Genomic DNA, 20,464 nt, shown 5'->3' with positions numbered 1-20,464 from the left:
CCCGGAAAATAGGAGCAGTTCGCCATGGCCAGCAGTCAGCGTTACACCGACCGCCGTGTTCTCGTCACCGGTGGCGGGTCGGGCATCGGCCAGGCGGTCGTCCTGCGCATCCTCGACGAGGGCGGCCGGGTGATGGCCGCCGATATCAGCGAGTCCGGCCTCAAGGACACCACCGCCAAGGCCGGCGACCTCGCCGCCCGGCTGTCCACAGTCGTGATCGATGTGGGCAGTGAGGACTCGGTCCGATCCGGCGTCGGCGACGCGATCGCCACACTCGGCGGCCTGGACACCCTGGTCAACGTGGCCGGCATCCTGCGATCGGCCCACTTCGAGCAGACCTCGCTGGCCGATTTCGAGCAGGTGCTGCGGGTCAATCTGGTCGGCACTTTCCTGGTCACCCGGGAGGCGCTGCCGGCACTGCGGGCCGGCGTCGCACCGGCGGTGGTCAACTTCAGCTCGACCTCGGCAGCCTTCGCCCACCCCTATATGTCGGCCTATGCCGCGTCGAAGGGTGGCGTCCAGGCGATGACCCATGCGCTCGCCGCCGAATTCGCCAAAGACGGCATCCGGTTCAACTCGGTGCAGCCGGGCTCGATCTCGTCCGGGATGACCGACGGCACCGGCGAGTCCAAGCAGAGCGTCGGCCCGGGCCTGCCGGACGACGTCAACTACAAGTTGTTCGCCAGGGTGGCCCCGCTGCTTCCGTTGCCGGACGGCGCGATCTTCGCCAATCCTGATGCGGTGGCCGCGGTGGTCGCGATGCTCGGCAGCCCGGACGCCTTCTTCGTCTCGGGCACCGAGGTGCGCGTCGACGGCGGCGCCCATATGTGAGTCAGGCGCTGATGATGCCTGCAGTCAGGATGGCGGCTAATTCCCGGTAGGCCGCCGCGTCGTCCAGACCGGTTGCCGCACGCACCGTCCCCTGCTGAATCCGCACCATCGCAGCTGTGGCCAGATCGGCGGCAAAGGCGGCGTGCACGTCCCGGAAGTCCCCCGCGGCGACGCCGTCGCCGATGAGCTCGCCCACCCGGCGAGCGGCGATCGCGGTGTTCTGCTCGTACACCGCACGGGCCGGTCCGAACGCGTCCAGGTCGGCCATGAACCGATCCGAGGCCTCCGCCAGGGCTGCCCCCACCGCGGTCAGATAGGCGGTGATCCGGTCGCGTGCACCCGCCACCCCGGCAACCCGCTTCTCCACATCATCGGTGGCCCGGCGGAAGAAGTGCACGGTCACCGCATGCACCAGTTGTTCCTTACTCCCGGCGAGGGTGTACAGCGTGCCCTTCGAGCAGTGCAGGCGTGCAGCGATGTCGTCGAGGGTCAGGTGGGCGAACCCCTCGGTGAGAAACAGCCCCAACAGAGCGTCGAACAGCTCGCTGCGGCGCTTGGTGCCGAAGTCCGGGCGGGTGGCCATCACCGTATAGTACTGAAAGTCATAACAAAGTACTATTTCTGGTACTAACAGAGAGGCCGCACATGCCCGTCGACCGACTCCTGCCGACTCAGGACGCCGCCGATCTCATCGCGCTCACCCGCGACATTGCCGACAAAGTCCTCAGCCCGATCGTCGACGAGCACGAGCGCTCGGAGACCTATCCGGACGGCGTGTTCGCCCAACTCGGGGCCGCTGGCCTGTTGAGCCTCACCCAGCCCGAGGAGTGGGGCGGCGGCGGGCAGCCCTACGAGGTGTATCTGCAGGTGCTCGAGGAACTCGCGGCGCGCTGGGCGGCCGTGGCCGTCGCGGTCAGCGTGCACAGCCTGTCCTGCAATCCGCTGCTGGCATTCGGTACCGAGGAGCAGAAACAACGCTGGCTGCCCGCAATGCTGTCCGGCGATCAGATCGGTGCGTACAGCCTGTCCGAACCGCAGGCCGGTTCCGACGCGGCCGCACTGCGGTGTGCGGCGGTGCCCGTCGGCGCCGAGCCGACGACCGGCTACGTCATCAACGGATCGAAGGCGTGGATCACCCACGGCGGACGCGCCGACTTCTACAACCTGTTCGCCCGCACCGGAGAGGGCTCGAAAGGGATCTCCTGCTTCCTGGTCCCCGCCGACCAGCAGGGTCTGAGCTTCGGCAAGCCCGAGGAGAAGATGGGGCTGGCCGCGGTGCCCACCACCTCGGCGTTCTATGACAACGCCGAGATCGGGGCGGACCGCAGGATCGGCGCCGAGGGCCAGGGTCTGCAGATCGCGTTCAGCGCGCTGGATGCCGGCCGGCTCGGTATCGCCGCCGTCGCGGTCGGTATAGCGCAGGCCGCCCTCGACGAAGCCTGCGCCTACGCCAACGACCGAACGACGTTCGGCCGCAAGATCATCGACCATCAGGGCCTCGGCTTCCTGCTGGCCGACATGGCCGCCGCCGTGGCCAGTGCCCGGGCCACCTATCTCGACGCCGCCCGGCGCCGCGACGCCGGCCAGCCCTACTCGCAAGCGGCGAGCATCGCCAAGCTGGTCGCCACCGACGCCGCCATGAAGGTCACCACCGATGCGGTCCAGGTCCTCGGGGGCGTCGGCTACACCCGCGACTACCGGGTGGAGCGCTATATGCGGGAAGCCAAGATCACCCAGATCTTCGAGGGGACCAACCAGATCCAGCGACTGGTTATCGCACGCGGGCTCGCAGCGGTCTGAACCGGGCTAGGATCCGTCCATCGACACCGTCGGATAGGTGCCGTTCCGCGGAAAGCCGCGCCGACACCGGGGTGCTGACGAGGGATTCCATCGAGAAAATCGAACTTCGTTGCGGAATCGGTTGCGCGCAGCCCGTAAATCCGCGATCGTTTAGCCCGGGAGCCGACGCATCATGATGTCTGTCGGCCGACGGGATTGAAGGAGGACGGGCCCTGACCGATACCGGCGCCACCGCCACCGAACAGACCACCGGAGCACCCGGATCCAAGCGAGCCGACGGCAGACCCGTGATCGAGATCGATCACGTCGTCAAACGGTTCGACGACTATGTCGCCGTGGACGACGCTGATTTCTCCATCGGGGCTGGCGAGTTCTTCTCGATGCTGGGCCCGTCGGGCTGTGGCAAGACCACCACGTTGCGGATGATCGCGGGCTTTGAGACCCCGACCGAGGGCGCGATCCGCCTGGAAGGCGTCGACGTCTCGCGGACGCCACCGAACAAGCGCAACGTCAACACCGTTTTCCAGCACTATGCGTTGTTCCCGCACATGAGCGTGTGGGACAACGTCGCCTACGGGCCGCGCAGCCAGAAGAAGGACAAGGCCACCGTCAAGAAGAGCGTCGATGAGTTGCTCGAGGTGGTGCGGCTGACCGACTTCGCCCAGCGCAAACCGTCGCAGCTCTCCGGTGGCCAGCAGCAGCGGGTCGCACTGGCCAGGGCGCTGGTGAACTATCCGAGCGCGTTGCTGCTCGACGAGCCCCTCGGCGCGCTGGACCTCAAACTGCGCCACGTCATGCAGTTCGAACTCAAGCGCATCCAGCGCGAGGTCGGCATCACGTTCGTCTACGTGACGCACGACCAAGAGGAAGCGCTCACCATGAGCGACCGCATCGCGGTCATGAACCAGGGCAAGGTCGAACAGATCGGCACCCCCACCGAGATCTACGACCGGCCCGCCACGGTGTTCGTCGCCGGATTCATCGGTCAGGCCAACCTGTGGCACGGCCGCCAGACCGGCCGCGCCAACCGCGACTACGTCGAGATCGATGTGCTGGGCAGCACGCTTCGCGCCAGGCCCGGCGACACCCACATCGAGCCGGGTGGCCAGGCCACCCTGATGGTTCGCCCCGAACGCGTGCGGGTGGCCATGGAACAGCTGACCGGTGATGTCGCCGCGGTGCCCGCCAAGGTGGTCGACCTGACCTTCCAGGGGCCGGTCCTGCGCCTGTCACTTGCTGCCGACGACGGCTCCCCCATCGTCGCCCACGTCGGGCCCGAGCAGAACCTGCCGATGTTGCGGCCCGGGGACGACGTCTACGTCTGCTGGTCACCCGATGCCTCGCTGGTGCTACCGGCGGCCGACATCCCGACCACCGAAGACCTCGAAGAGATGCTCGACAACACGTAAACCCTTTCAACAGACCCGATCCCGCGCGCTTCGTCCCTCGACCAGCTCCCCACGAAAGGCATTACGGCACATGGCCACAGAGATTGACCCCCGGCTCATCGCCCAGCTCGCATCTCGCCGCCGGTTCATCGGCGGTGGCGCCGCCGCGGCGGCAGCTCTGGTCTTGGGCCCGTCCTTCCTCGCCGCGTGTAGCAAGTCGGACAACTCCTCGGGTGCGGCCAGCGGTCCCGCGGCGCCGTCGGACGACGGCTCGCCCGCCACCGGCAAGCTGCGGATTTCGAACTGGCCGCTGTATATGGCCGACGGGTTTGTCGCCGCGTTCCAGACCGCAACCGGTCTGACCGTCGACTACAAAGAGGACTTCAACGACAACGAGGAGTGGTTCGCCAAGAACAAGGAGCCGCTGTCGCGCAAGCAGGACATCGGCGCCGACCTGGTGGTGCCGACGCAGTTCATGGCCTCCCGGCTCAACGGCCTTGGCTGGCTCAACCCGATCAGCGAGAGCCGCTGGACCAACAAGAAGAACCTGCGCCCCGACCTCCTGGACGCCAAGGCCGACCCAGGCCGCAAGTTCAGTGCGCCGTACATGTCCGGTATGACGGCGCTGGCCTACAACCGCGCCGCCACCGGTCGCGACATCACCAAGATCGACGACCTGTGGGATCCGGCGTTCAAGGGCAAGATCAGCCTGCTGTCGGACATGCAGGACGGCCTCGGCATGATCATCATCTCCCAAGGCGGATCGCTCGAAGATCCCACGATGGAAGGCGTGCAGAAAGCCGTCGACCTGATCAAGGAACAGAAAGACAAGGGCCAGATCCGCCGGTTCACCGGCAACGATTACGCCGACGACCTCGCCGCGGGCAATGTCGTGATCGCCCAAGCCTATTCGGGTGACGTGGTCCAGCTGCAGAAGGACAACCCGGACCTGAAGTTCATCGTTCCGGAGTCGGGCGGCACCACGTTCGTCGACACACAGGTGATCCCCTATACGACGCAGAACCAGAAGGCCGCCGAGGAGTGGATCAACTACGTCTACGACCGGGCGAACTACGCCAAGCTGATCGCCCACACGCAGTACGTGCCGGTGCTCTCGGACATGACCGATGAATTGAACAAGATCGATCCGGGCCTGGCCAGCAACCCGTTGATCAACCCGCCGAAGGACGTTTTGGACAGGCTCAAGTCGTGGACGGCGCTCACCGACGAGCAGACCGCGGAGTTCAACAAGGCTTACGCCGAAGTCACCGGCGGCTGACGGCATGGCCGGTGTAGCCAGCAGCAACCGGCAGCGGAGCAAGCTCGCTCCGTACTTGATGATCCTGCCCGCGCTCGTGTATCTCGGGATCTTCTATGTGGTGCCGTTCATCTCGTTGTTCCGCACCTCGCTGTCCACCATGGGCGGCTCGGTGTACATGCCGAAGCTCACCTTCGGCTGGAACTTCAGCAACTATGGCCACGCGCTGAGCACCTACCAGGAGCAGATCCTGCGCTCCTTCGGTTACGCGCTGGCCGCCACGGTGCTGTGCATTCTGCTGGCCTTCCCGCTGGCCTACGTGATCGCCTTCAAGGCGGGCCGCTACAAGAACCTGCTGCTGGGCCTGGTGATCCTGCCGTTCTTCGTGACGTTCCTGATCCGCACCCTGGCCTGGAAAACCATCCTGGCCGACGACGGCTGGGTGGTCAGCGGGCTCAACGCGATCGGGCTGCTGCCGCCCGATGGCCGACTGCTCTCGACGAGTTGGGCGGTGATCGGCGGCCTGACCTACAACTGGGTCATCTTCATGATCCTGCCGCTCTACGTCAGCCTGGAAAAGATCGACCCCCGGTTGCTGGAGGCCTCCCGCGACCTGTACGGCACCAACCGCCGGATGTTCGGCAAAGTGATACTGCCGCTGGCGATGCCGGGCGTGCTGGCGGGCAGCATGCTGGTGTTCATCCCGTCGGTCGGTGACTTCATCAACGCCGACTACCTGGGCAGCACCCAGACGAAGATGATCGGCAACGTCATCCAACGCCAGTTCCTGGTGGTCAAGGACTATCCAGCCGCGGCCGCGCTGAGCTTCGTGCTGATGGCGCTGATCCTGGTCGGCGTGCTGCTCTACACGCGGGCCCTGGGTACGGAGGATCTCGTATGACCGAGGCTGGGGTGGCCATCGCCCAGACGATCGACCACGGTGGCCTGGCCAAGCCGGGCCGCAACTTCCGCGGCACGTTCAAGCTGGGCGATCTGGCGCTGCGCATCGTCGCCGGGCTGGTGTTGCTCTACCTGTTCCTGCCGATCCTGGTGATCATCGTCTTCTCGTTCAACAAGCCGGCAGGCAAGTTCAACTACACCTGGCAGGGCTTCACCTGGGACAACTGGGCCAATCCCTTCAAGTACCCGGCACTGACCGAGGCCCTCAAACTCAGCATCAACGTGGCCGCGGTGTCGACCCTGATCGCCTTGGTGTTCGGCACGCTGGTCGCCGTTGCCCTTGTGCGCCAACGGTTCCGGGGCAGCAAGGCGGTGGACACCTTCCTGGTGCTGCCGCTGACCTCACCCGAGGTGGTGATGGGCGCCTCGCTGCTGACGCTATTCCTCGACATCGGCTGGGCCACCGGTTACACCACGATCGTCATCGCCCACATCGCCTTTCAGATCAGCTTCATCGCGATGACGGTGCGGGCCCGTATCCGCGGGTTCGACTGGACGCTCGAGGACGCATCGCTGGACCTGGGCGCCAACGCGACGCGGACGTTCTTCAAGATCACCTTGCCGCTGATCGTGCCCGGCATCGTCGCGGCCGCGATGTTGTCGTTCGCGCTGTCGCTCGACGACTTCATCATCACCTACTTCGTCAGCGGCTCCACGGTGACCTACCCGCTGTACGTCAACGCGGCGGTGAAAGCGGCTGTGCCGCCTCAGATCAACGTCCTGGCCACCGCCATCCTGGTGATCAGCCTGTTCCTGCTGGGCATCGGCACGCTGTACCGGCGTAAACGCGGAGCCTGAGCCCCGGCACCCTTATCCTTGGCGGGTGAACGTCGAGTCGATTCTGGAGTCCATCCCGCCGCTCGCGGTGTACCTGGTGGTGGGTCTCATCATCGGCATCGAGAGCCTGGGCATCCCGCTGCCCGGTGAGATCGCACTGGTCAGCGCGGCTCTGCTGGCCTCACGGCACACACTGGATATCTCGCCGGTGTGGGTGGCGGCGGCCGCCACGATCGGCGCCATCATCGGTGACACGATCGGCTACACCATCGGCCGGCGCTTCGGCATGCCGTTGTTCGAGCGGCTCGCCAAGCGATTCCCGAAACACTTCGGGCCCGGCCACGTCGCACTGGCCAAACAACTCTTCAGCCGCTGGGGTGTGTGGGCGGTGTTCTTCGGCCGCTTCATCGCACTGCTGCGGATCCTGGCCGGCCCGCTGGCCGGGGCGCTTCGGATGCGCTACCCACACTTTTTGGCCGCCAACGCCACCGGCGCGATCTGCTGGGCGGGCGGTACCACCGCAGTGGTGTACTTCCTCGGGCTAGCCGCCGAGAAGTGGTTGTCCCGCTTCTCCTGGGTGGCGCTGGTGATCGCGATCATCATCGGCGTCGGGATGACCATGCTGCTCAAGGAGCGCACCCGAGCGCTGATCGACCAACTCGAGTCCGAGCACGACTGGGAGACACTGCGCCACGCGAAGTGAGGTGACGCGTGGGCGTCGGCACGGTTTGCGGGCCGGGCTTGCGGGGAAGCCCAATTGCCATGGCCGACAATACGGTGCAGGGCACTGTGGACCGGGTGACCGACAATAGTGCGTTCGAGACCACCGCCCGGGTCGGTTACGCCGTCAGCGGAGTGCTCCACCTGCTCATCGCCTACATCGTGGTGCGACTGGCGTTCGGTTCGGCGGGCAACGCCGACCAGTCCGGTGCGCTGGCCACCCTGGCCGCCCAGCGCGGCGGCGCAGTGGCGTTGTGGGTGGTGGCCGTCGGGCTGGTGGGCTTGGCGTGCTGGCGCCTCGCCGAGAGCGTGGTGGGATCGCATCCCAACGAACCCGGTGACCGCGATGAGGGCGCCAAGAAGCTCGTCAAACGTGGGAAGTCGATCGCGCTGGCGGTCGTCTACGCCGGAATCGCGCTCACCGCAGTGCGTTTCGCGACCGGCGGCGGCAAGTCCAACAGCGCCGACAATGCGAGCTTGACGGCCCGGCTGCTCCAGTCCGGCTGGGGCAAGGCCGTGCTGCTGGTCGCGGCGATCGCGATCATCGCCGTCGGCGGCTACCACGTCTACAAAGGGGTGTCGCAGAAGTTCGAGGACGACCTCAAGGTGTCCGGGCGAACTGCGGTGACGGTTCTCGGCACCGCAGGGTATGCCGCCAAGGGTCTGGTTCTCGGCGGTGCCGGCGTTCTGCTCGTCGTGGCGACCCTGACCTCGGATCCCGCCAAGGGCGCCGGCCTGGATGCCGCAGTCAAGAGCCTGGGCCAGGCTCCGTTTGGCAGGGTTCTGCTTGTCGCGGCAGCGCTGGGGTTGGCCGCCTACGGCGGTTACTGTTTCGTGTTGGCGCGCTTCGCGCGGATGTAGGCCCGGGTGAGTCACTCGGTGAAATAGCTGAGCCGGCTGATCGCGCGGCCACTGCGGTCCAGTTCCGCGACCACCACCGCGGGCGACGGCCCCGACATCGACACGGCCACCGACGACCCGGCAACGAGGATCTTCGTCGGCCGGCGGTGCTGGAGTTCGTCGCGAAACGCGCCGAACTTCAACGCGGTGTCACTGCGGGTGATGGTCGCACCGGAGGTCAGCGCCCGCCTGGCCCGCAACTCGTCACCCACGGCGATGGCGTCGAGGAAGGCGCGCACCGTCTTCTTACCCCGCAACCGGGGTCCGCGAAATCCCGTCGCGAAGCCCACCGCACCCCGCAGCCCCTGATTGGCCAGCAGGGCGCGGCCCAGTGCCACACTCTGCGGACCGGCGGCCAGACCGTTGCCGATGAACTGCAGCACCATCGCAGGCAGCTCCCAATAGGCCCGCAGCCTTTCGAACTTCCACTCGCCGGCGACCGGCCGCATGTCGTAGCGCAAGACCGCCGGGATGCGCATCGTCACCGCCGGCCCCATCCCGACTTCGAGCACCACGTCCCTGATCACGGCCGAACCGCAGACGATGTCGGCGTCGTGCTCGAAGACGATGGTGCGAGGCGCGATGAACGTGTCGTAGAACCGCCCGATCTGCAGCGGCCCGATGTGCGGCTTGGACCCGACCGGATCCTCGACGCGGCCGTCGTCGGTGAACAGCCCCACCCATCCGGCGCGGTCGTGCGCAGCAGCCGCCTGCGGCGAACGATTAACCGCGGCAACAAGTTCCGAGCGAGACTCTGACATCAGGCAGTGTGCACCAGTTCGACTCCGTGGCTGCGCATCACGTCGAGTGCTGCATCCGTGGTAGCCGGGGCGACTCCGGCGGTCAGGTCGAGCAGAACCCGGGTGGTGAAGCCGGCATCGGCGGCATCGTCAGCGGTGTCGCGGACGCAGTAGTCGGTGGCGATGCCGACGATGTCGACCTCGTCCACACCGCGGCGGCGCAACCAGTCCTCGAGAGCGGTGTCGTCGGCCGCACCCTCGAACCCGCTGTAGGCGGCGGTGTAGGTGCCCTTGTGGAACACCGCCTCGATCTGGCTGGTGTCGAGTTCCGGGTGGAATTCGGCGCCCGAAGTTCCGGCGACGCAGTGCGGCGGCCACGTGTCGACGTAATCGGGTTCGTCGGCGAAATGACCGCCTGGGTCGACGTGGAAGTCCTTGGTCGCCACCACGTGGGCGTAGCCGTGGTCGCCGGCCAGCAGGGCGTTGATCGCCCGCACCACGGTCGCACTTCCGGCCACCGCCAGTGACCCACCCTCGCAAAAGTCGTTCTGTACATCGACGACGATCAGCGCCCGCATGCTGCCACCGTATCGGCGAATCGACCGCGGGTCACCGCAGTACAGTGAGACCGCCGAACCGCCAGACGAGGATGCCCGAGTAGCGATGACACTTTTCGACTTCTTCCAAGCCGAGGAACTGCCGGTACCGGCCATCACCGACGCGCAGGCCCGCGACATCGCCAAGCAGCATTTCGGCGTCGACGCCGAGGTCACCGCGCTGGGCAGCCAGCAGGATGCCAACTTCCTGCTCACCGGCGCCGGCGGTGAGCAGATCGGCGTGCTCAAGATCGCCAACCCGGCCTTCTCCCGCATCGAGCTGGAGGCGCAGGACGCGGCCGCGGCCTACATCAGCGACACCGAACCCGGTGTGCGGGCCGCCACCAACATCGAGCTGCCCGGCCACCCGCCGATCGCCGAGCTGCGCTCCGGGGACGGCTCAGCGCTCTTCGGCCGGATCATCGCCCACCTGTCCGGCGGCACCTTGAGCGGCGACGGCTACGTCAGGCCGGAACAAGCCGCCGCGTTGGGCACGCTGGCCGGCCGCACGTGCCGCGCCCTGGCGGGCTTCGAGCATCCCGGCGTCGACCGCATCCTGCAGTGGGATCTGCGCTACGCCCAGCGCACCGTCGAGTTCCTGGCCGGCCACGTCACCGACAGCCACCGCCGCGAGACGATCGAGGCCGCCGCCGCGGCGGCCTGGCACGTGGTCGCCGATCTCGCCGAGGACCTCCCGGTCCAGGTGATCCACGGCGACGTCACCGACGACAACGTCGTGTGCACCCCGCACGGGGGCGCCCGGATGCCCGACGGCATCATCGATCTCGGCGACCTCACCCGGTCATGGACGGTGGCCGAACTGGCCATCGCGGTGTCCTCGCTGCTGCGCCACGAGGGCGGCGAACCGGTGGCCACGCTGCCCGCCGTCGCGGCGTTCCACGCGGTGCGCCCCCTGTCGGCAGCCGAGATCGAGGCGCTGTGGCCGCTGGTCGTGCTGCGCGCTGCCGTGCTGGTGGTCAGCGGCATCCACCAGGCGAGCATCGACACCGACAACGAGTACGCCACAAGCGCACTGGACTTCGAGTGGCGGATCTTCGAACGCGCCACCGAGGTGCCGATCGAGGTGATGACGGCCCTGATCCGCGATCGCCTCGGCGCTGCGCACCCGGCCGATCCGGTGACCCCGGAAACGGCGTTGGTGGGCGGTCTCGACTCCGACTCGGTGGTTCGGCTGGACCTGTCGCTCGAGTCCGATGCCGTGGACGCCGGCGCCTGGCTGGATCCGGAGTGTGAGGCCACTGTCGCGGCCGAGGCACTGGCCGGCGGCGCCCAGGCGGTGGTTACCTCCTTCGGCGAGCCTCGGGTGAGCCGGTCGGTGACGTTGAGTGCGGAGTCGCCGTCGACCGTGGCCACCGGGGTGGACCTGTGGCCGGGCACGCCGCTGACGCTGACCGCGCCGTGGTCCGGCGTAGTCGAGACCGCGACCGCCGATACCGTCGTCGTGACCGGGACGGCTGGCTCTGTCGAAGTGCGTGGTGCGGTGCGTGTTGACGGCGGACTGCGGGCCGGCCAGACCATTGCCGCCGGGGCGCCGCTGGGCGTCATCGAGGGACGCGTCTGGATTCAGGGCCGCCGCCAGCCCGACGCCGTGGTGCCCGACTTCGTCCGCCCGGAGTACTCGGCGGGCTGGCTGAGCCTGGTGTTCGATCCTTCTCCCCTGCTCGGGTTGACGCCGTCGGCGGCGTCAGCCGGCGACAGCGAGGCCCTGTGGCGCCGGCGGGCCGATTCGTTCGCCAGCGTGCAGGAGCACTACTACCTCAACCCGCCCCAGATCGAGCGGGGCTGGCGCGAGCACATGCTGGCCACCGACGGTCGCAGCTATCTGGACATGGTCAACAACGTGGCGATCCTGGGCCACGGGCATCCGGTGCTGGCCGACGCGGTGTCGCGCCAATGGCGCCGCCTCAACACCAACTCGCGGTTCAACTACGGCGCCGTGGTCGAACTCTCCGAGCGGCTGGCCGCCACCCTTCCCGACCCGCTGGACACGGTGTTCCTGGTGAACTCCGGTTCCGAGGCCGGTGATCTGGCGCTGCGGCTGGCGATGGCCACCACCGGCCGCCACGACATCGTCGCGGTGGCCGAGGCCTACCACGGTTGGACCTACGCCACCGATGCGGTGTCGACGTCGGTGGCCGACAACCCGAACGCGCTGGAGACCCGCCCGTCGTGGGTGCACACCGTGCCGTCGCCGAACGCCTACCGCGGCGATTACCGCGGCCGGGACGCCGCCAAGTACGCGCCCGAGGCCGTCGCGATCATCGAAAGCCTTGCAGCTCAAGGACATCCACCGGCAGCGTTCATCTGCGAGCCGTTCTACGGCAATGCCGGCGGGATGGCGCTGCCAGACGGGTACCTGCGCGCGGTGTACGCGGCGGTCCGCGCCGCCGGTGGTCTGGCGATCGCCGACGAGGTGCAGGTCGGCTACGGCCGCACCGGCCGCTGGTTCTGGGCCTTCCAGCAGCAGGACGTGATTCCCGACGTCGTCACCGTCGCCAAGGCGATGGGCAACGGCCAGCCGCTGGGGGCGGTGATCACCACCCGTGAGATCGCCGAGAAGTACCGCACCCAGGGCTACTTCTTCTCCTCGGCGGGCGGCAGCCCGGTGTCCTGCGTGGTCGGGTTGACCGTCCTCGACATGATCGAGAAGGAGGGTCTGCAGGAGAACGCGCTGACCATCGGCGACCACCTGCGCTCCCGCATCGACGCCCTGGCCACCCGGCATGAGCTGATCGGCACCGTGCACGGTAGCGGGCTCTATATGGGCATCGAACTGGTGCGGGATCGCACCACGCTGGAGCCCGCCGCCGAGGAGACCTCCGCGATCTGCGAGCGGATGCGCGAACTCGGGGTCATCGTGCAACCCACCGGCGACCGGCAGAACGTGCTGAAGGTCAAGCCGCCGATGTGCATCACCCGCGAGTCGGCGGACTTCTTCGTCGACACCCTGGATCGGGTGCTGTCGACCGGCTGGTGACCGCTAGACGGTCACCGGCGGGAGCAGGTAGGCGTTCGGAGCATCCCGCCCGACATTGCAGGGCTGTGAACTCAGGGAGCAAGACATGAAGTTGGCGGTGCCGGTGCCTTCGTACTGGTAGTCCACGGTCCATAGGTACTGGCTATTGCTGGTGGCGCGCCACGACATCACCACGTCGTAGGCGTCGCCGGAGAAGATGTTCCACTCCGTCTCGTACACGGCGTAGTCACCGGGCTGCAGGACGAAGTTGTCCGGCGGGCCGGACACGATGCCGTTGTAGGTGCCCTGATAGCGGGGACCGTAGTAGGCGTTGATCAGCGCGAGGCCCGTGTCGTTCCTGATGTACTTGGTGATCGTCCCGATTCCCTGGACGGGCGCATTCGGGTCGGTGCCGACTCGCACGGTGACCTCTCGGCGACCCGCGGTGGGGTCGAAGATGTTGAACCCGCCGTCATCGACAGTGACCTTGAAGGAGTCGTAGACGAAATCCGTTCCCGGGGTGTAGGTCCAGGTTCCGTCGGAGTTGACTGTGGCGACGCCGTTCGTGGGTTCCCCGGTCAGCTTGTAGGTCACCGTGGCGCCCTCGGGATCGACCACATTGAAGGCGCCCACCAAGCCACCGTCGGACCGGAGCGCGTATTCGTACGATTTCGCGGTCGGGGTCTGATCGAAGAGGTTCCGGCGCACCAGCAGCAAAGCTCCCTGCAACAGATCGGTGATCGGGTTCTTGCCCAGTCCTGTGAGGAATCCCTGAACCGAATCCAGCCAGCCGTTGACGGCGACGTTAGCCGCCTGCGGCGAGAACAACGATCCCCACGACGAGGCCGTGACGGCGGCCGTTGCCGAATGAGATTGGGTCACAACGACTGCGTTGTTGTCGACAGAAGCAGACTGGCCGGTGGTGGCCTCAGCGGAGTTCGCCGTTGCCGCACTGGTGACAATCGACCTGGCCGAACGACCGTGGGTGGAACTCGTGACCTGCAGCGCGTCGGCGGACTCATCGGCAGCACCGGACGTGGTCGCTGCAGCGGCGGCGGCATGCCTGCTTCCGGCAGATGTAACTCCCGAGGCCGGCCGCACCCCTGCGGCGCTCAGCGCCGACGAAGCCTTGTGGCGCGGCCGCGCCGACCCGGCCGACGACCGCTGTGATCCCGCGGTGGCATGGCTGACAGCCGAGGAATCCGAGTCCCCCGTGTCGGCCGCGGCCACTCCCATTGCCTGCGGACCGACGATCGACAAGCCGAGCACGAAGGCTGCGCTCCCGACTCCAGCACCAATCCGCGACATCGACATGTGTTCCCCCGTGGGCAGTAGGACCGCGCAGGACCGCGCAGCAAATTACGCCGGAGAAAATAACACGAAATTCGCAACTGGTTCAACCAGTGCGGAAAATGGTCGGCCGGGGTTCTGCCACGCCCGCGAGGTGAGAAGGTGAATGGGTGGAACTGCCCCCCATTCCTGCCCGTGCGACCGTGTCCGGCAACGTGTTCACCCGTCTGGTCGAGGAGATCCTCAGCGGCCGGTGGCCCGCTGACCAGCCCGCCCCCTCCGAACGCGAACTCGCCCTGACCCTGCAGGTGAACCGGCATTCGGTGCGCGAAGCACTCAAGCGGCTGCAGCAAGCGGGACTGGTGCGGATCGGCCAAGGCGGAAAGACCATCGTCTTGGACTGGCGCAGCCACGCCGGGCTGGACATGTTGGCCGCCCTGACTGCGGCCGGAGTGGTACCGCTGGGCTCAGCCGTACTCGACACAGCAATCATGCGCCGTACGGTCGGAACACATGCGGCCCGGCTGTGCGCACTGCGGGCCGACGAACAGCAACTGGCTGCGGTGTCCGCCGCCGCGGCGGACTATCCGACCTCAGGGGATATGAACATCTTCCGTGACGCGGACCTGATCTTGTGGACCGCGATCATCGTCGGCTCCGGCAACATCACTTATCGGCTTGCCCTCAACACCCTCGTCCGATCGATCGACGAATTGGGGCGCGAGTTCTACGTCAATCTCGACGCCGCAGCGTTCATGGACCGGCAAATACATCTGGACCTTGCCGCGGCAATCACCGAGCGCGACGCCGAATTGTCCGCCGCTATCGCCTACAGGTCGCTGTCACCGCTGATCAATCTGTTGGCCCCGGACGGGCAGGAATAGCGCGGGCTGCCAGCCAGTCTCGCTGGCGCTGCACGAACGTGGCGTCGACGGCCGCGCCATGTCCAGGGATGTACACCGCGTCCGGACCGCCGAGTGCGAGAACACGATCCAGGGTGCCCAGCCAGGCCCGCGCGTCGGACTCCGCGTTGATCGCCGGGTCGGCGGATTCCTCGACCAGGTCACCGCAGAAGACCACGGTGGGCTCCTGGGCACCGACCGGGGCGACGACCACGACCAGGTCGTGGTCGGTGTGGCCGCGGCCGGGGTGTTCGACGTGGATGGTTCGGTCACCGAGATCGAGGTCGGCCTCGGTGATGATGTGGTCGGGCGGCCGAGCCGCGGCGATCGCCCGGTCGAGCTCACCCACGTCCGCCCCGTACTGCAGGGCATGGGCGCGAACCTCACCGATCCCGGTGGTCAGGGCCCGCGCGACGGCCGGTGGCGCGTAGCTGAGGGCCGCTGGGAAACCCGGCGCTCCCAGTATGTGGTCAAAGTGATGATGGGTCATCACGATGTGGGTGACCGCCGCACCGGTGATGTCGGCGATGTCGCTGCTGAGCTGAGCTGCTTCTAAAAGCGTTGTCCCGCAGTCGATCAGGACAACCTTGTCGCGGCCTTGAACCAGACCGACGGTGACGTCGAGGAACGGCAACCGACATCGGTACACACCCTGGGCCGGCCATTCCCACTCGTAGTACATAGGGCTGAAAATAGTCGCTGGCCGAGCTGTTCGCCCAGTACTTACGTTGCAACATGTAGCTAATCGAATTATAGTCCAGACACATGTCCAGACAGCTCGCCGCCGATGTCCGGATACCTCAACCATGACACATGCGAGCCTGACGGGTAACCCGGCCGCGTCGATCACGGACAGTTCAGGAGCATGACCATGCGAATTGCGTTGCTGTCCTATCGCAGCAAGACACACTGCGGTGGGCAGGGCGTTTACGTCCGTCACCTGAGCCGGGGACTGGTCGAATTGGGCCACCAGGTGGAGGTCTTCTCCGGTCAGCCCTACCCCGAGATCCTCGATCCACGAGTCCGGCTGACCGAAGTTCCGAGCCTGGACCTCTACCGCGAGCCGGATCCCTTCCGGGTTCCCCGGCCCAGCGAGATCCGCGACGGGATCGACCTGCTGGAACTGGCCACCATGTGGACATCGGGCTTCCCCGAGCCGCGCACCTTCAGCCTGCGCGCCGCCCGGCTGCTGGCGCAGCGCCGCGGCGAGTTCGACATCGTGCACGACAACCAGTGCCTGGGCACCGGGCTGCTCAAGATCGCCGCGAGCGGACTGCCTGTGGTGGCCACCGTGCACCATCCGATAACCCGCGACCGGGTACTGGACCTCGCCGCCGCGAAGTGGTGGCGAAAGCCCTTGGTGCACAGGTGGTATGGCTTCGCCCAGATGCAGAAGAGGGTTGCCCGCAACATTCCCGATCTGTTGACCGTCTCGTCGTCGTCGGCCACCGACATCGCCGACGACTTCGGCGTGAGCCCGCAGCAGCTGCGGGTTGTCCCCCTGGGTGTGGACACCGAACTGTTCAAACCGCACGACCTGCCGCGGGTACCGGGGCGCATCATCGCGATCTCGAGCGCTGACCGGCCACTGAAGGGCATCGGTCACCTGTTGCAGGCAGTCGCCCGGCTGCGCGCTGAGCACGACAACCTACAGCTGCAGCTGGTCGCCAAGCTGGAGCCCAACGGTCCCACCGAGAAGCTGATCGCCGAGCTCGGCATCTCCGACATCGTGCACATCTCCAGCGCACTGAGCGACGCCGAGCTCGCCGAGCTGTTCGCCTCCGCGGAGATCGCCTGCATCCCGTCGCTCTACGAGGGCTTCTCGCTTCCGGCGGTGGAGGCGATGGCCAGCGGGACGCCGATCGTGGCCAGCCGGGCCGGGGCGCTGCCCGAGGTGCTCGGAGCCGACGGCGAGTGCGCCGACCTGGTCAAGCCCGGCGACGTCGGTGAACTCACCTTCGCCCTGGACCGCCTGCTCAGCTCTCCGGAGCGCAGGCAATGGCTCGGCACCGCCGGCCGGCGCCGCGCGCTCGACGTGTTCAGCTGGGAGTCGGTAGCCGCGCAGACAGTACGGGTATACGAACACGCGATCGCCCGCACCGGGCGGGTCCACTCCGACATCGAGGTGGTCGACGAACCATGCTGACGGTGAACTACGACCGGCTGCACGTGGGGCCGGGAAGCAACGTCATCGACGTCGGATGCGGCGCCGGGCGGCACAGCTTCGAGGCCTACCGCCGCGGCGCCAACGTGATCGCCTTCGACCAGGACGCCGAGGAACTGGCCAATGTTGACACCATGCTGCAGGCGATGGGAGAGGCCGGCGAGGCACCCGAGTCCGCCAAGGCCCAGGTCGTCGTCGGCGACGCGCTGGCCCTGCCCTACCCCGACGGCAGCTTCGACTGCGTGATCGCCTCGGAGATCCTAGAGCACATCCCCGATGACGACGCCGCGATCACCGAACTGATCCGCGTGCTCAAACCAGGCGGTTCCCTGGCGGTGACCGTGCCCCGGTGGCTTCCGGAGAAGGTCTGCTGGCTGCTCTCCGACGAGTATCACGCCAACGAGGGCGGTCACATCCGCATCTACAAGGCCGACGAACTGCGCGCCAAACTGACCAGGGGCGGCCTGACGTTCACCCACTCCCATCATGCCCACGCGTTGCATTCACCGTTCTGGTGGCTCAAATGTGCTGTCGGCGTGGAGAAGCCGGAACATCCGGCGGTCAAGGCGTATCACAAGCTGCTGGTCTGGGACATGATGTCGAGGCCCGCGCTGACCAGGGTGGCCGAGTCCGCACTCAACCCCGTGGTGGGCAAGAGTGTCGCGCTCTACTTCGAGAAGCCGGTGACCGATGGCACGGCAACCTGATCTCGACGGCGTGCCCGGCATCGCCGGGATCCTCACTCCGCAACAGTGCCGCCAGACCGCGGAATCCATTGCCGCGGTGCAGCAATCGTCGGGTGAGATCCCGTGGTCGGAGACCGGGCATACCGATGTCTGGGACCACGTCGAGTGCGCCATGGCCTTGAGCGCGGCCGGGTTGACCGAGCCCGCACGCGCCGCCTATGACTGGTGCCGGCGCGAGCAGCGTGCCGACGGATCATGGCCCATCCAGTACCGCCGCGGGGTCATCGAGGACGCCAACAGCGACAGCAACTTCTGCGCCTACATCGCCACCGGGATTTGGCACCACGTGCTGGTGACCGGTGACCGCCAGTTCGGCGAGCAGATGTGGCCGACTGTCCGCGCGGCCATCGACTTCGTCTTGGAACTCCAAGCCGGCACAGGCGAAATCTATTGGGCCCAAGGCCCTTCCGGGCCGCTGCCCGAGGCGCTACTCACCGGATGCGCCAGCGTCTACCACAGCATCCGGTGCGCACTCGCACTGGCCGACTTCGTCGACGACCCGCAGCCCGAGTGGGAGGTGGCGCTCGGCCGGCTGGGCCACGCGATCAGCGAGCACCCGGATTCCTTCACCGAGAAACCGCACCACTCGATGGACTGGTACTACCCCATTCTCGGTGGCGCCGTTCGCGGCTCACACGCCAGTTCGCGCATCGCCGACCGCTGGGACGAGTTCGTCGTCGACGGTCTGGGTATCCGGTGCGTCGACGACCGGCCCTGGGTCACCGGTGCGGAGACCTGCGAATTCGTCATGGCGCTGGACGCCATGGGTGAACGCCGCCGCGCACTGACTCAGTTCGGTGCCATGCAGCACCTCCGGGAAGCCGACGGCTCGTACTGGACCGGGCTGGTCTTCTCCGACGGCAAACGCTGGCCGGTGGAGCGGACCACCTGGACCGGCGCGGCGGTGATCCTGGCCGCCGACGCGCTGTCGGTCACCACCGGCGGCAGTGGGATCTTCCGTGCAGCCGAGCTGCCCCGCGGACTCGAGGGCGACTACGACTGTGAGTGCGTCAGGCGCTGACGGGTTCCTCGCCAGCCGATCCGGAGGTGCGCTCGAGGACCCGCAACGAACCGAACGCGCTCACCTCGGTGAAATGACCGGATTCCAGTGCGCGGCAATAGATGTTGTAGGGCGGCCGGCCACCGTCACGCGGGTCGGGGAAGACGTCGTGGATGACCAGCGTGCCGCCGGGCGAGACCCACTTGGCCCAACCGTCGAAGTCCTGCTGGGCGGCGGTCTCGCTGTGACCGCCGTCGATGAACAACATCTGCAGCGGAGTACGCCACCCGCGCGCGACCACCGGCGACTTACCGACCACGGCCACGATGGTGTCGTCGAGCCCGGCGGCATCCAGCGTGCGACGGAAGGTGGGCAGCGTGTCGAAGCGGCCACTGACCGGGTCGACCATCGAGGTGTCGTGGAACTCCCACCCGGGCTGGTGCTCTTCGGACCCGTGGTGGTGGTCGATCGTGTAGAGCACGCTGCCGCTCGCGGCGGCTGCCGCGCCGAGCAGGACAGTGGACTTGCCGCAGTAGGTACCGATCTCCACCGCAACCCCGTGATCGAGGTAGCGCGTCGCCGCGTCGAACAGCGCGCGGCCTTCGTCGGCGGGCATGAACCCGATCACTTCGTCGGCCAGATCAAACAGTCGGGAAGTTTGCGCGGCAAGCGCAGTCTCGGTACGGCTCATGCTCTGAACCTATCGTGTCGCCATGCCGGATGGCCAGCGCGCATCTTGTCGACCGGTATGCGTTGTAGTAGCGTCCGGACATGTGTCTGAACCGGTAGCTCGCGAAGCGACACGGCGCCGGTTGACAGCCAAGCAGGCGGCCACCGTGGAACGCCTCGGCCGTGCTGCGGTGGAGGTGTTGAGCCGAGAAGGTTTCGCCGGACTGACAATTCGGATGGTCGCCGCCGAGGCCGGTGTGGGCGCGGCCACGGCATACACCTATTTCTCGTCCAAAGAGCATTTGGTCGCCGAGGTGTTCTGGCGCCGGATGGCGTCGACGCCCGCTCCCCCGTTCGACTCCGCCGATCCGGTGGATCGTGTGGTGGTGGTGTTGCGCAACATCGCCCTGCTGGTCGCCGACGAACCTGAACTGGCCGGTGCGGTGACCACCGCGCTGCTGGGCAAGGATCCCGACGTCGAGCACCTGCGCTTTCGCATCGGCAGGGAGATTCACCACCGGTTGTGCACAGCCCTTGGCGCACAGCCAGATTCAGAGATCGTCGAATCTCTCGAGCAGCTGTACGCGGGCGCCCTGGTGCGCGCCGGAATGGGCTATGCCTCCTATACCGAGATCTCCTCGAAGCTCGAACGTTCCGCGCGAATGCTGCTGAGCTGAGAAGCCGTCGAACTCGTCTCGGCAGGGCCCGGCACCGGACCCAACACTGAAGCTGGGCCTCGACGGGTT

The 20,464-nt window shown here is 67.0% G+C and carries 20 protein-coding genes; 14 read left to right on the top strand and 6 right to left on the bottom strand.

Annotated features, from left to right (window positions below; genetic code table 11):
* The first annotated feature begins 24 nt into the window (after nucleotides 1-24).
* Nucleotides 25-831 (top strand): SDR family NAD(P)-dependent oxidoreductase, encoded by an 807-nt coding sequence (locus tag OG976_RS26600; protein WP_328356029.1) that lies wholly within the window; start codon nucleotides 25-27, stop codon nucleotides 829-831.
* A 1-nt stretch (nucleotide 832) separates the two neighbouring features.
* On the opposite strand, the gene OG976_RS26595 is transcribed toward OG976_RS26600, so the two are convergent.
* Nucleotides 833-1,414: a TetR/AcrR family transcriptional regulator gene (locus tag OG976_RS26595; RefSeq protein ID WP_328356026.1), complete on the bottom strand. Its 582-nt coding sequence runs from the start codon at nucleotides 1,412-1,414 to the stop codon at nucleotides 833-835.
* Nucleotides 1,415-1,476: 62 nt separating this feature from the next.
* On the opposite strand from OG976_RS26595, the gene OG976_RS26590 reads away from it, so the two are divergent.
* The 7 genes from OG976_RS26590 to OG976_RS26560 all read left to right on the top strand — a co-directional run bounded on the left by OG976_RS26590 (nucleotide 1,477) and on the right by OG976_RS26560 (nucleotide 8,595).
* Complete coding sequence (locus OG976_RS26590; protein WP_328356023.1) at nucleotides 1,477-2,631, top strand: acyl-CoA dehydrogenase family protein; 1,155 nt, start codon at nucleotides 1,477-1,479, stop codon at nucleotides 2,629-2,631.
* A 287-nt stretch (nucleotides 2,632-2,918) separates the two neighbouring features.
* On the top strand, nucleotides 2,919-4,040 hold the full coding sequence (locus tag OG976_RS26585; RefSeq protein WP_328356020.1) for an ABC transporter ATP-binding protein: 1,122 nt from the start codon (nucleotides 2,919-2,921) through the stop codon (nucleotides 4,038-4,040).
* Nucleotides 4,041-4,110: 70 nt separating this feature from the next.
* The gene (locus OG976_RS26580) at nucleotides 4,111-5,298 is read left to right on the top strand and encodes a polyamine ABC transporter substrate-binding protein (RefSeq protein ID WP_328356017.1); all 1,188 of its coding nucleotides are present in this window, start codon (nucleotides 4,111-4,113) and stop codon (nucleotides 5,296-5,298) included.
* 4 nt (nucleotides 5,299-5,302) lie between these two features.
* Nucleotides 5,303-6,178 carry an ABC transporter permease gene (locus OG976_RS26575; RefSeq protein WP_328356014.1) on the top strand — a complete coding sequence of 292 codons (876 nt, stop codon included), beginning with the start codon at nucleotides 5,303-5,305 and terminating at the stop codon, nucleotides 6,176-6,178.
* Complete coding sequence (locus tag OG976_RS26570) at nucleotides 6,175-7,035, top strand: ABC transporter permease (protein WP_328356011.1); 861 nt, start codon at nucleotides 6,175-6,177, stop codon at nucleotides 7,033-7,035. Before OG976_RS26575 ends, OG976_RS26570 begins: the two co-directional genes overlap by 4 nt.
* Before the next feature lie 25 nt (nucleotides 7,036-7,060).
* Nucleotides 7,061-7,717, top strand: coding sequence for a DedA family protein (locus OG976_RS26565; protein ID WP_328356010.1), 657 nt, complete (start codon nucleotides 7,061-7,063; stop codon nucleotides 7,715-7,717).
* A gap of 59 nt (nucleotides 7,718-7,776) precedes the next feature.
* On the top strand, nucleotides 7,777-8,595 hold the full coding sequence (locus OG976_RS26560; protein WP_328356008.1) for a DUF1206 domain-containing protein: 819 nt from the start codon (nucleotides 7,777-7,779) through the stop codon (nucleotides 8,593-8,595).
* Nucleotides 8,596-8,606: 11 nt separating this feature from the next.
* Here the strand turns inward: OG976_RS26560 and OG976_RS26555 are convergent, their stop codons facing one another.
* Complete coding sequence (locus OG976_RS26555; protein ID WP_328356006.1) at nucleotides 8,607-9,395, bottom strand: ketosteroid isomerase family protein; 789 nt, start codon at nucleotides 9,393-9,395, stop codon at nucleotides 8,607-8,609.
* Nucleotides 9,395-9,952: an isochorismatase family protein gene (locus OG976_RS26550; protein ID WP_328356004.1), complete on the bottom strand. Its 558-nt coding sequence runs from the start codon at nucleotides 9,950-9,952 to the stop codon at nucleotides 9,395-9,397. Before OG976_RS26550 ends, OG976_RS26555 begins: the two co-directional genes overlap by 1 nt.
* A gap of 85 nt (nucleotides 9,953-10,037) precedes the next feature.
* Between OG976_RS26550 and OG976_RS26545 the strand changes: the two genes are divergently transcribed.
* The gene (locus OG976_RS26545) at nucleotides 10,038-12,968 is read left to right on the top strand and encodes an aminotransferase (RefSeq protein WP_328356001.1); all 2,931 of its coding nucleotides are present in this window, start codon (nucleotides 10,038-10,040) and stop codon (nucleotides 12,966-12,968) included.
* 3 nt (nucleotides 12,969-12,971) lie between these two features.
* Here OG976_RS26545 and OG976_RS26540 read toward each other — a convergent pair whose 3' ends face one another.
* On the bottom strand, nucleotides 12,972-14,261 hold the full coding sequence (locus OG976_RS26540) for an Ig-like domain-containing protein (RefSeq protein ID WP_328355998.1): 1,290 nt from the start codon (nucleotides 14,259-14,261) through the stop codon (nucleotides 12,972-12,974).
* Nucleotides 14,262-14,407: 146 nt separating this feature from the next.
* Here OG976_RS26540 and OG976_RS26535 point away from each other — a divergent pair, with 146 nt between their 5' ends.
* Nucleotides 14,408-15,121, top strand: a complete 714-nt coding sequence (locus OG976_RS26535; RefSeq protein ID WP_328355996.1) for a FadR/GntR family transcriptional regulator — start codon at nucleotides 14,408-14,410, stop codon at nucleotides 15,119-15,121.
* Here OG976_RS26535 and OG976_RS26530 read toward each other — a convergent pair.
* A complete protein-coding gene (locus OG976_RS26530) occupies nucleotides 15,090-15,821 on the bottom strand; it encodes an MBL fold metallo-hydrolase (protein ID WP_328355994.1) in 732 nt (243 codons plus the stop codon). The genes OG976_RS26535 and OG976_RS26530 overlap by 32 nt on opposite strands.
* Before the next feature lie 189 nt (nucleotides 15,822-16,010).
* On the opposite strand from OG976_RS26530, the gene OG976_RS26525 reads away from it, so the two are divergent.
* From OG976_RS26525 to OG976_RS26515, 3 genes are read left to right on the top strand one after another with little or no spacing between them, the layout of a single operon-like run.
* Entirely contained in the window at nucleotides 16,011-17,285 is a 1,275-nt protein-coding gene (locus tag OG976_RS26525; RefSeq protein ID WP_328364042.1) for a glycosyltransferase family 4 protein, read from the top strand.
* Complete coding sequence (locus OG976_RS26520) at nucleotides 17,279-18,010, top strand: class I SAM-dependent methyltransferase (protein ID WP_328355991.1); 732 nt, start codon at nucleotides 17,279-17,281, stop codon at nucleotides 18,008-18,010. The genes OG976_RS26525 and OG976_RS26520 overlap by 7 nt, the downstream gene beginning before the upstream one ends.
* Entirely contained in the window at nucleotides 17,994-19,070 is a 1,077-nt protein-coding gene (locus tag OG976_RS26515; protein WP_328355988.1) for a prenyltransferase, read from the top strand. Before OG976_RS26520 ends, OG976_RS26515 begins: the two co-directional genes overlap by 17 nt.
* Here OG976_RS26515 and OG976_RS26510 read toward each other — a convergent pair.
* Nucleotides 19,060-19,740: a class I SAM-dependent methyltransferase gene (locus OG976_RS26510; protein ID WP_328355985.1), complete on the bottom strand. Its 681-nt coding sequence runs from the start codon at nucleotides 19,738-19,740 to the stop codon at nucleotides 19,060-19,062. The genes OG976_RS26515 and OG976_RS26510 overlap by 11 nt on opposite strands.
* A gap of 82 nt (nucleotides 19,741-19,822) precedes the next feature.
* Here OG976_RS26510 and OG976_RS26505 point away from each other — a divergent pair, with 82 nt between their 5' ends.
* Complete coding sequence (locus OG976_RS26505; RefSeq protein ID WP_328355982.1) at nucleotides 19,823-20,395, top strand: TetR/AcrR family transcriptional regulator; 573 nt, start codon at nucleotides 19,823-19,825, stop codon at nucleotides 20,393-20,395.
* Nucleotides 20,396-20,464 lie beyond the last annotated feature (69 nt).

Origin of the sequence: Mycobacterium sp. NBC_00419 (genome assembly GCF_036023875.1) — a bacterium.
Lineage (GTDB): Bacteria > Actinomycetota > Actinomycetes > Mycobacteriales > Mycobacteriaceae > Mycobacterium.
The sequence above is the reverse complement of the archived record's forward strand: the minus strand, read 5'-3'. Positions and strand labels throughout refer to the sequence as shown.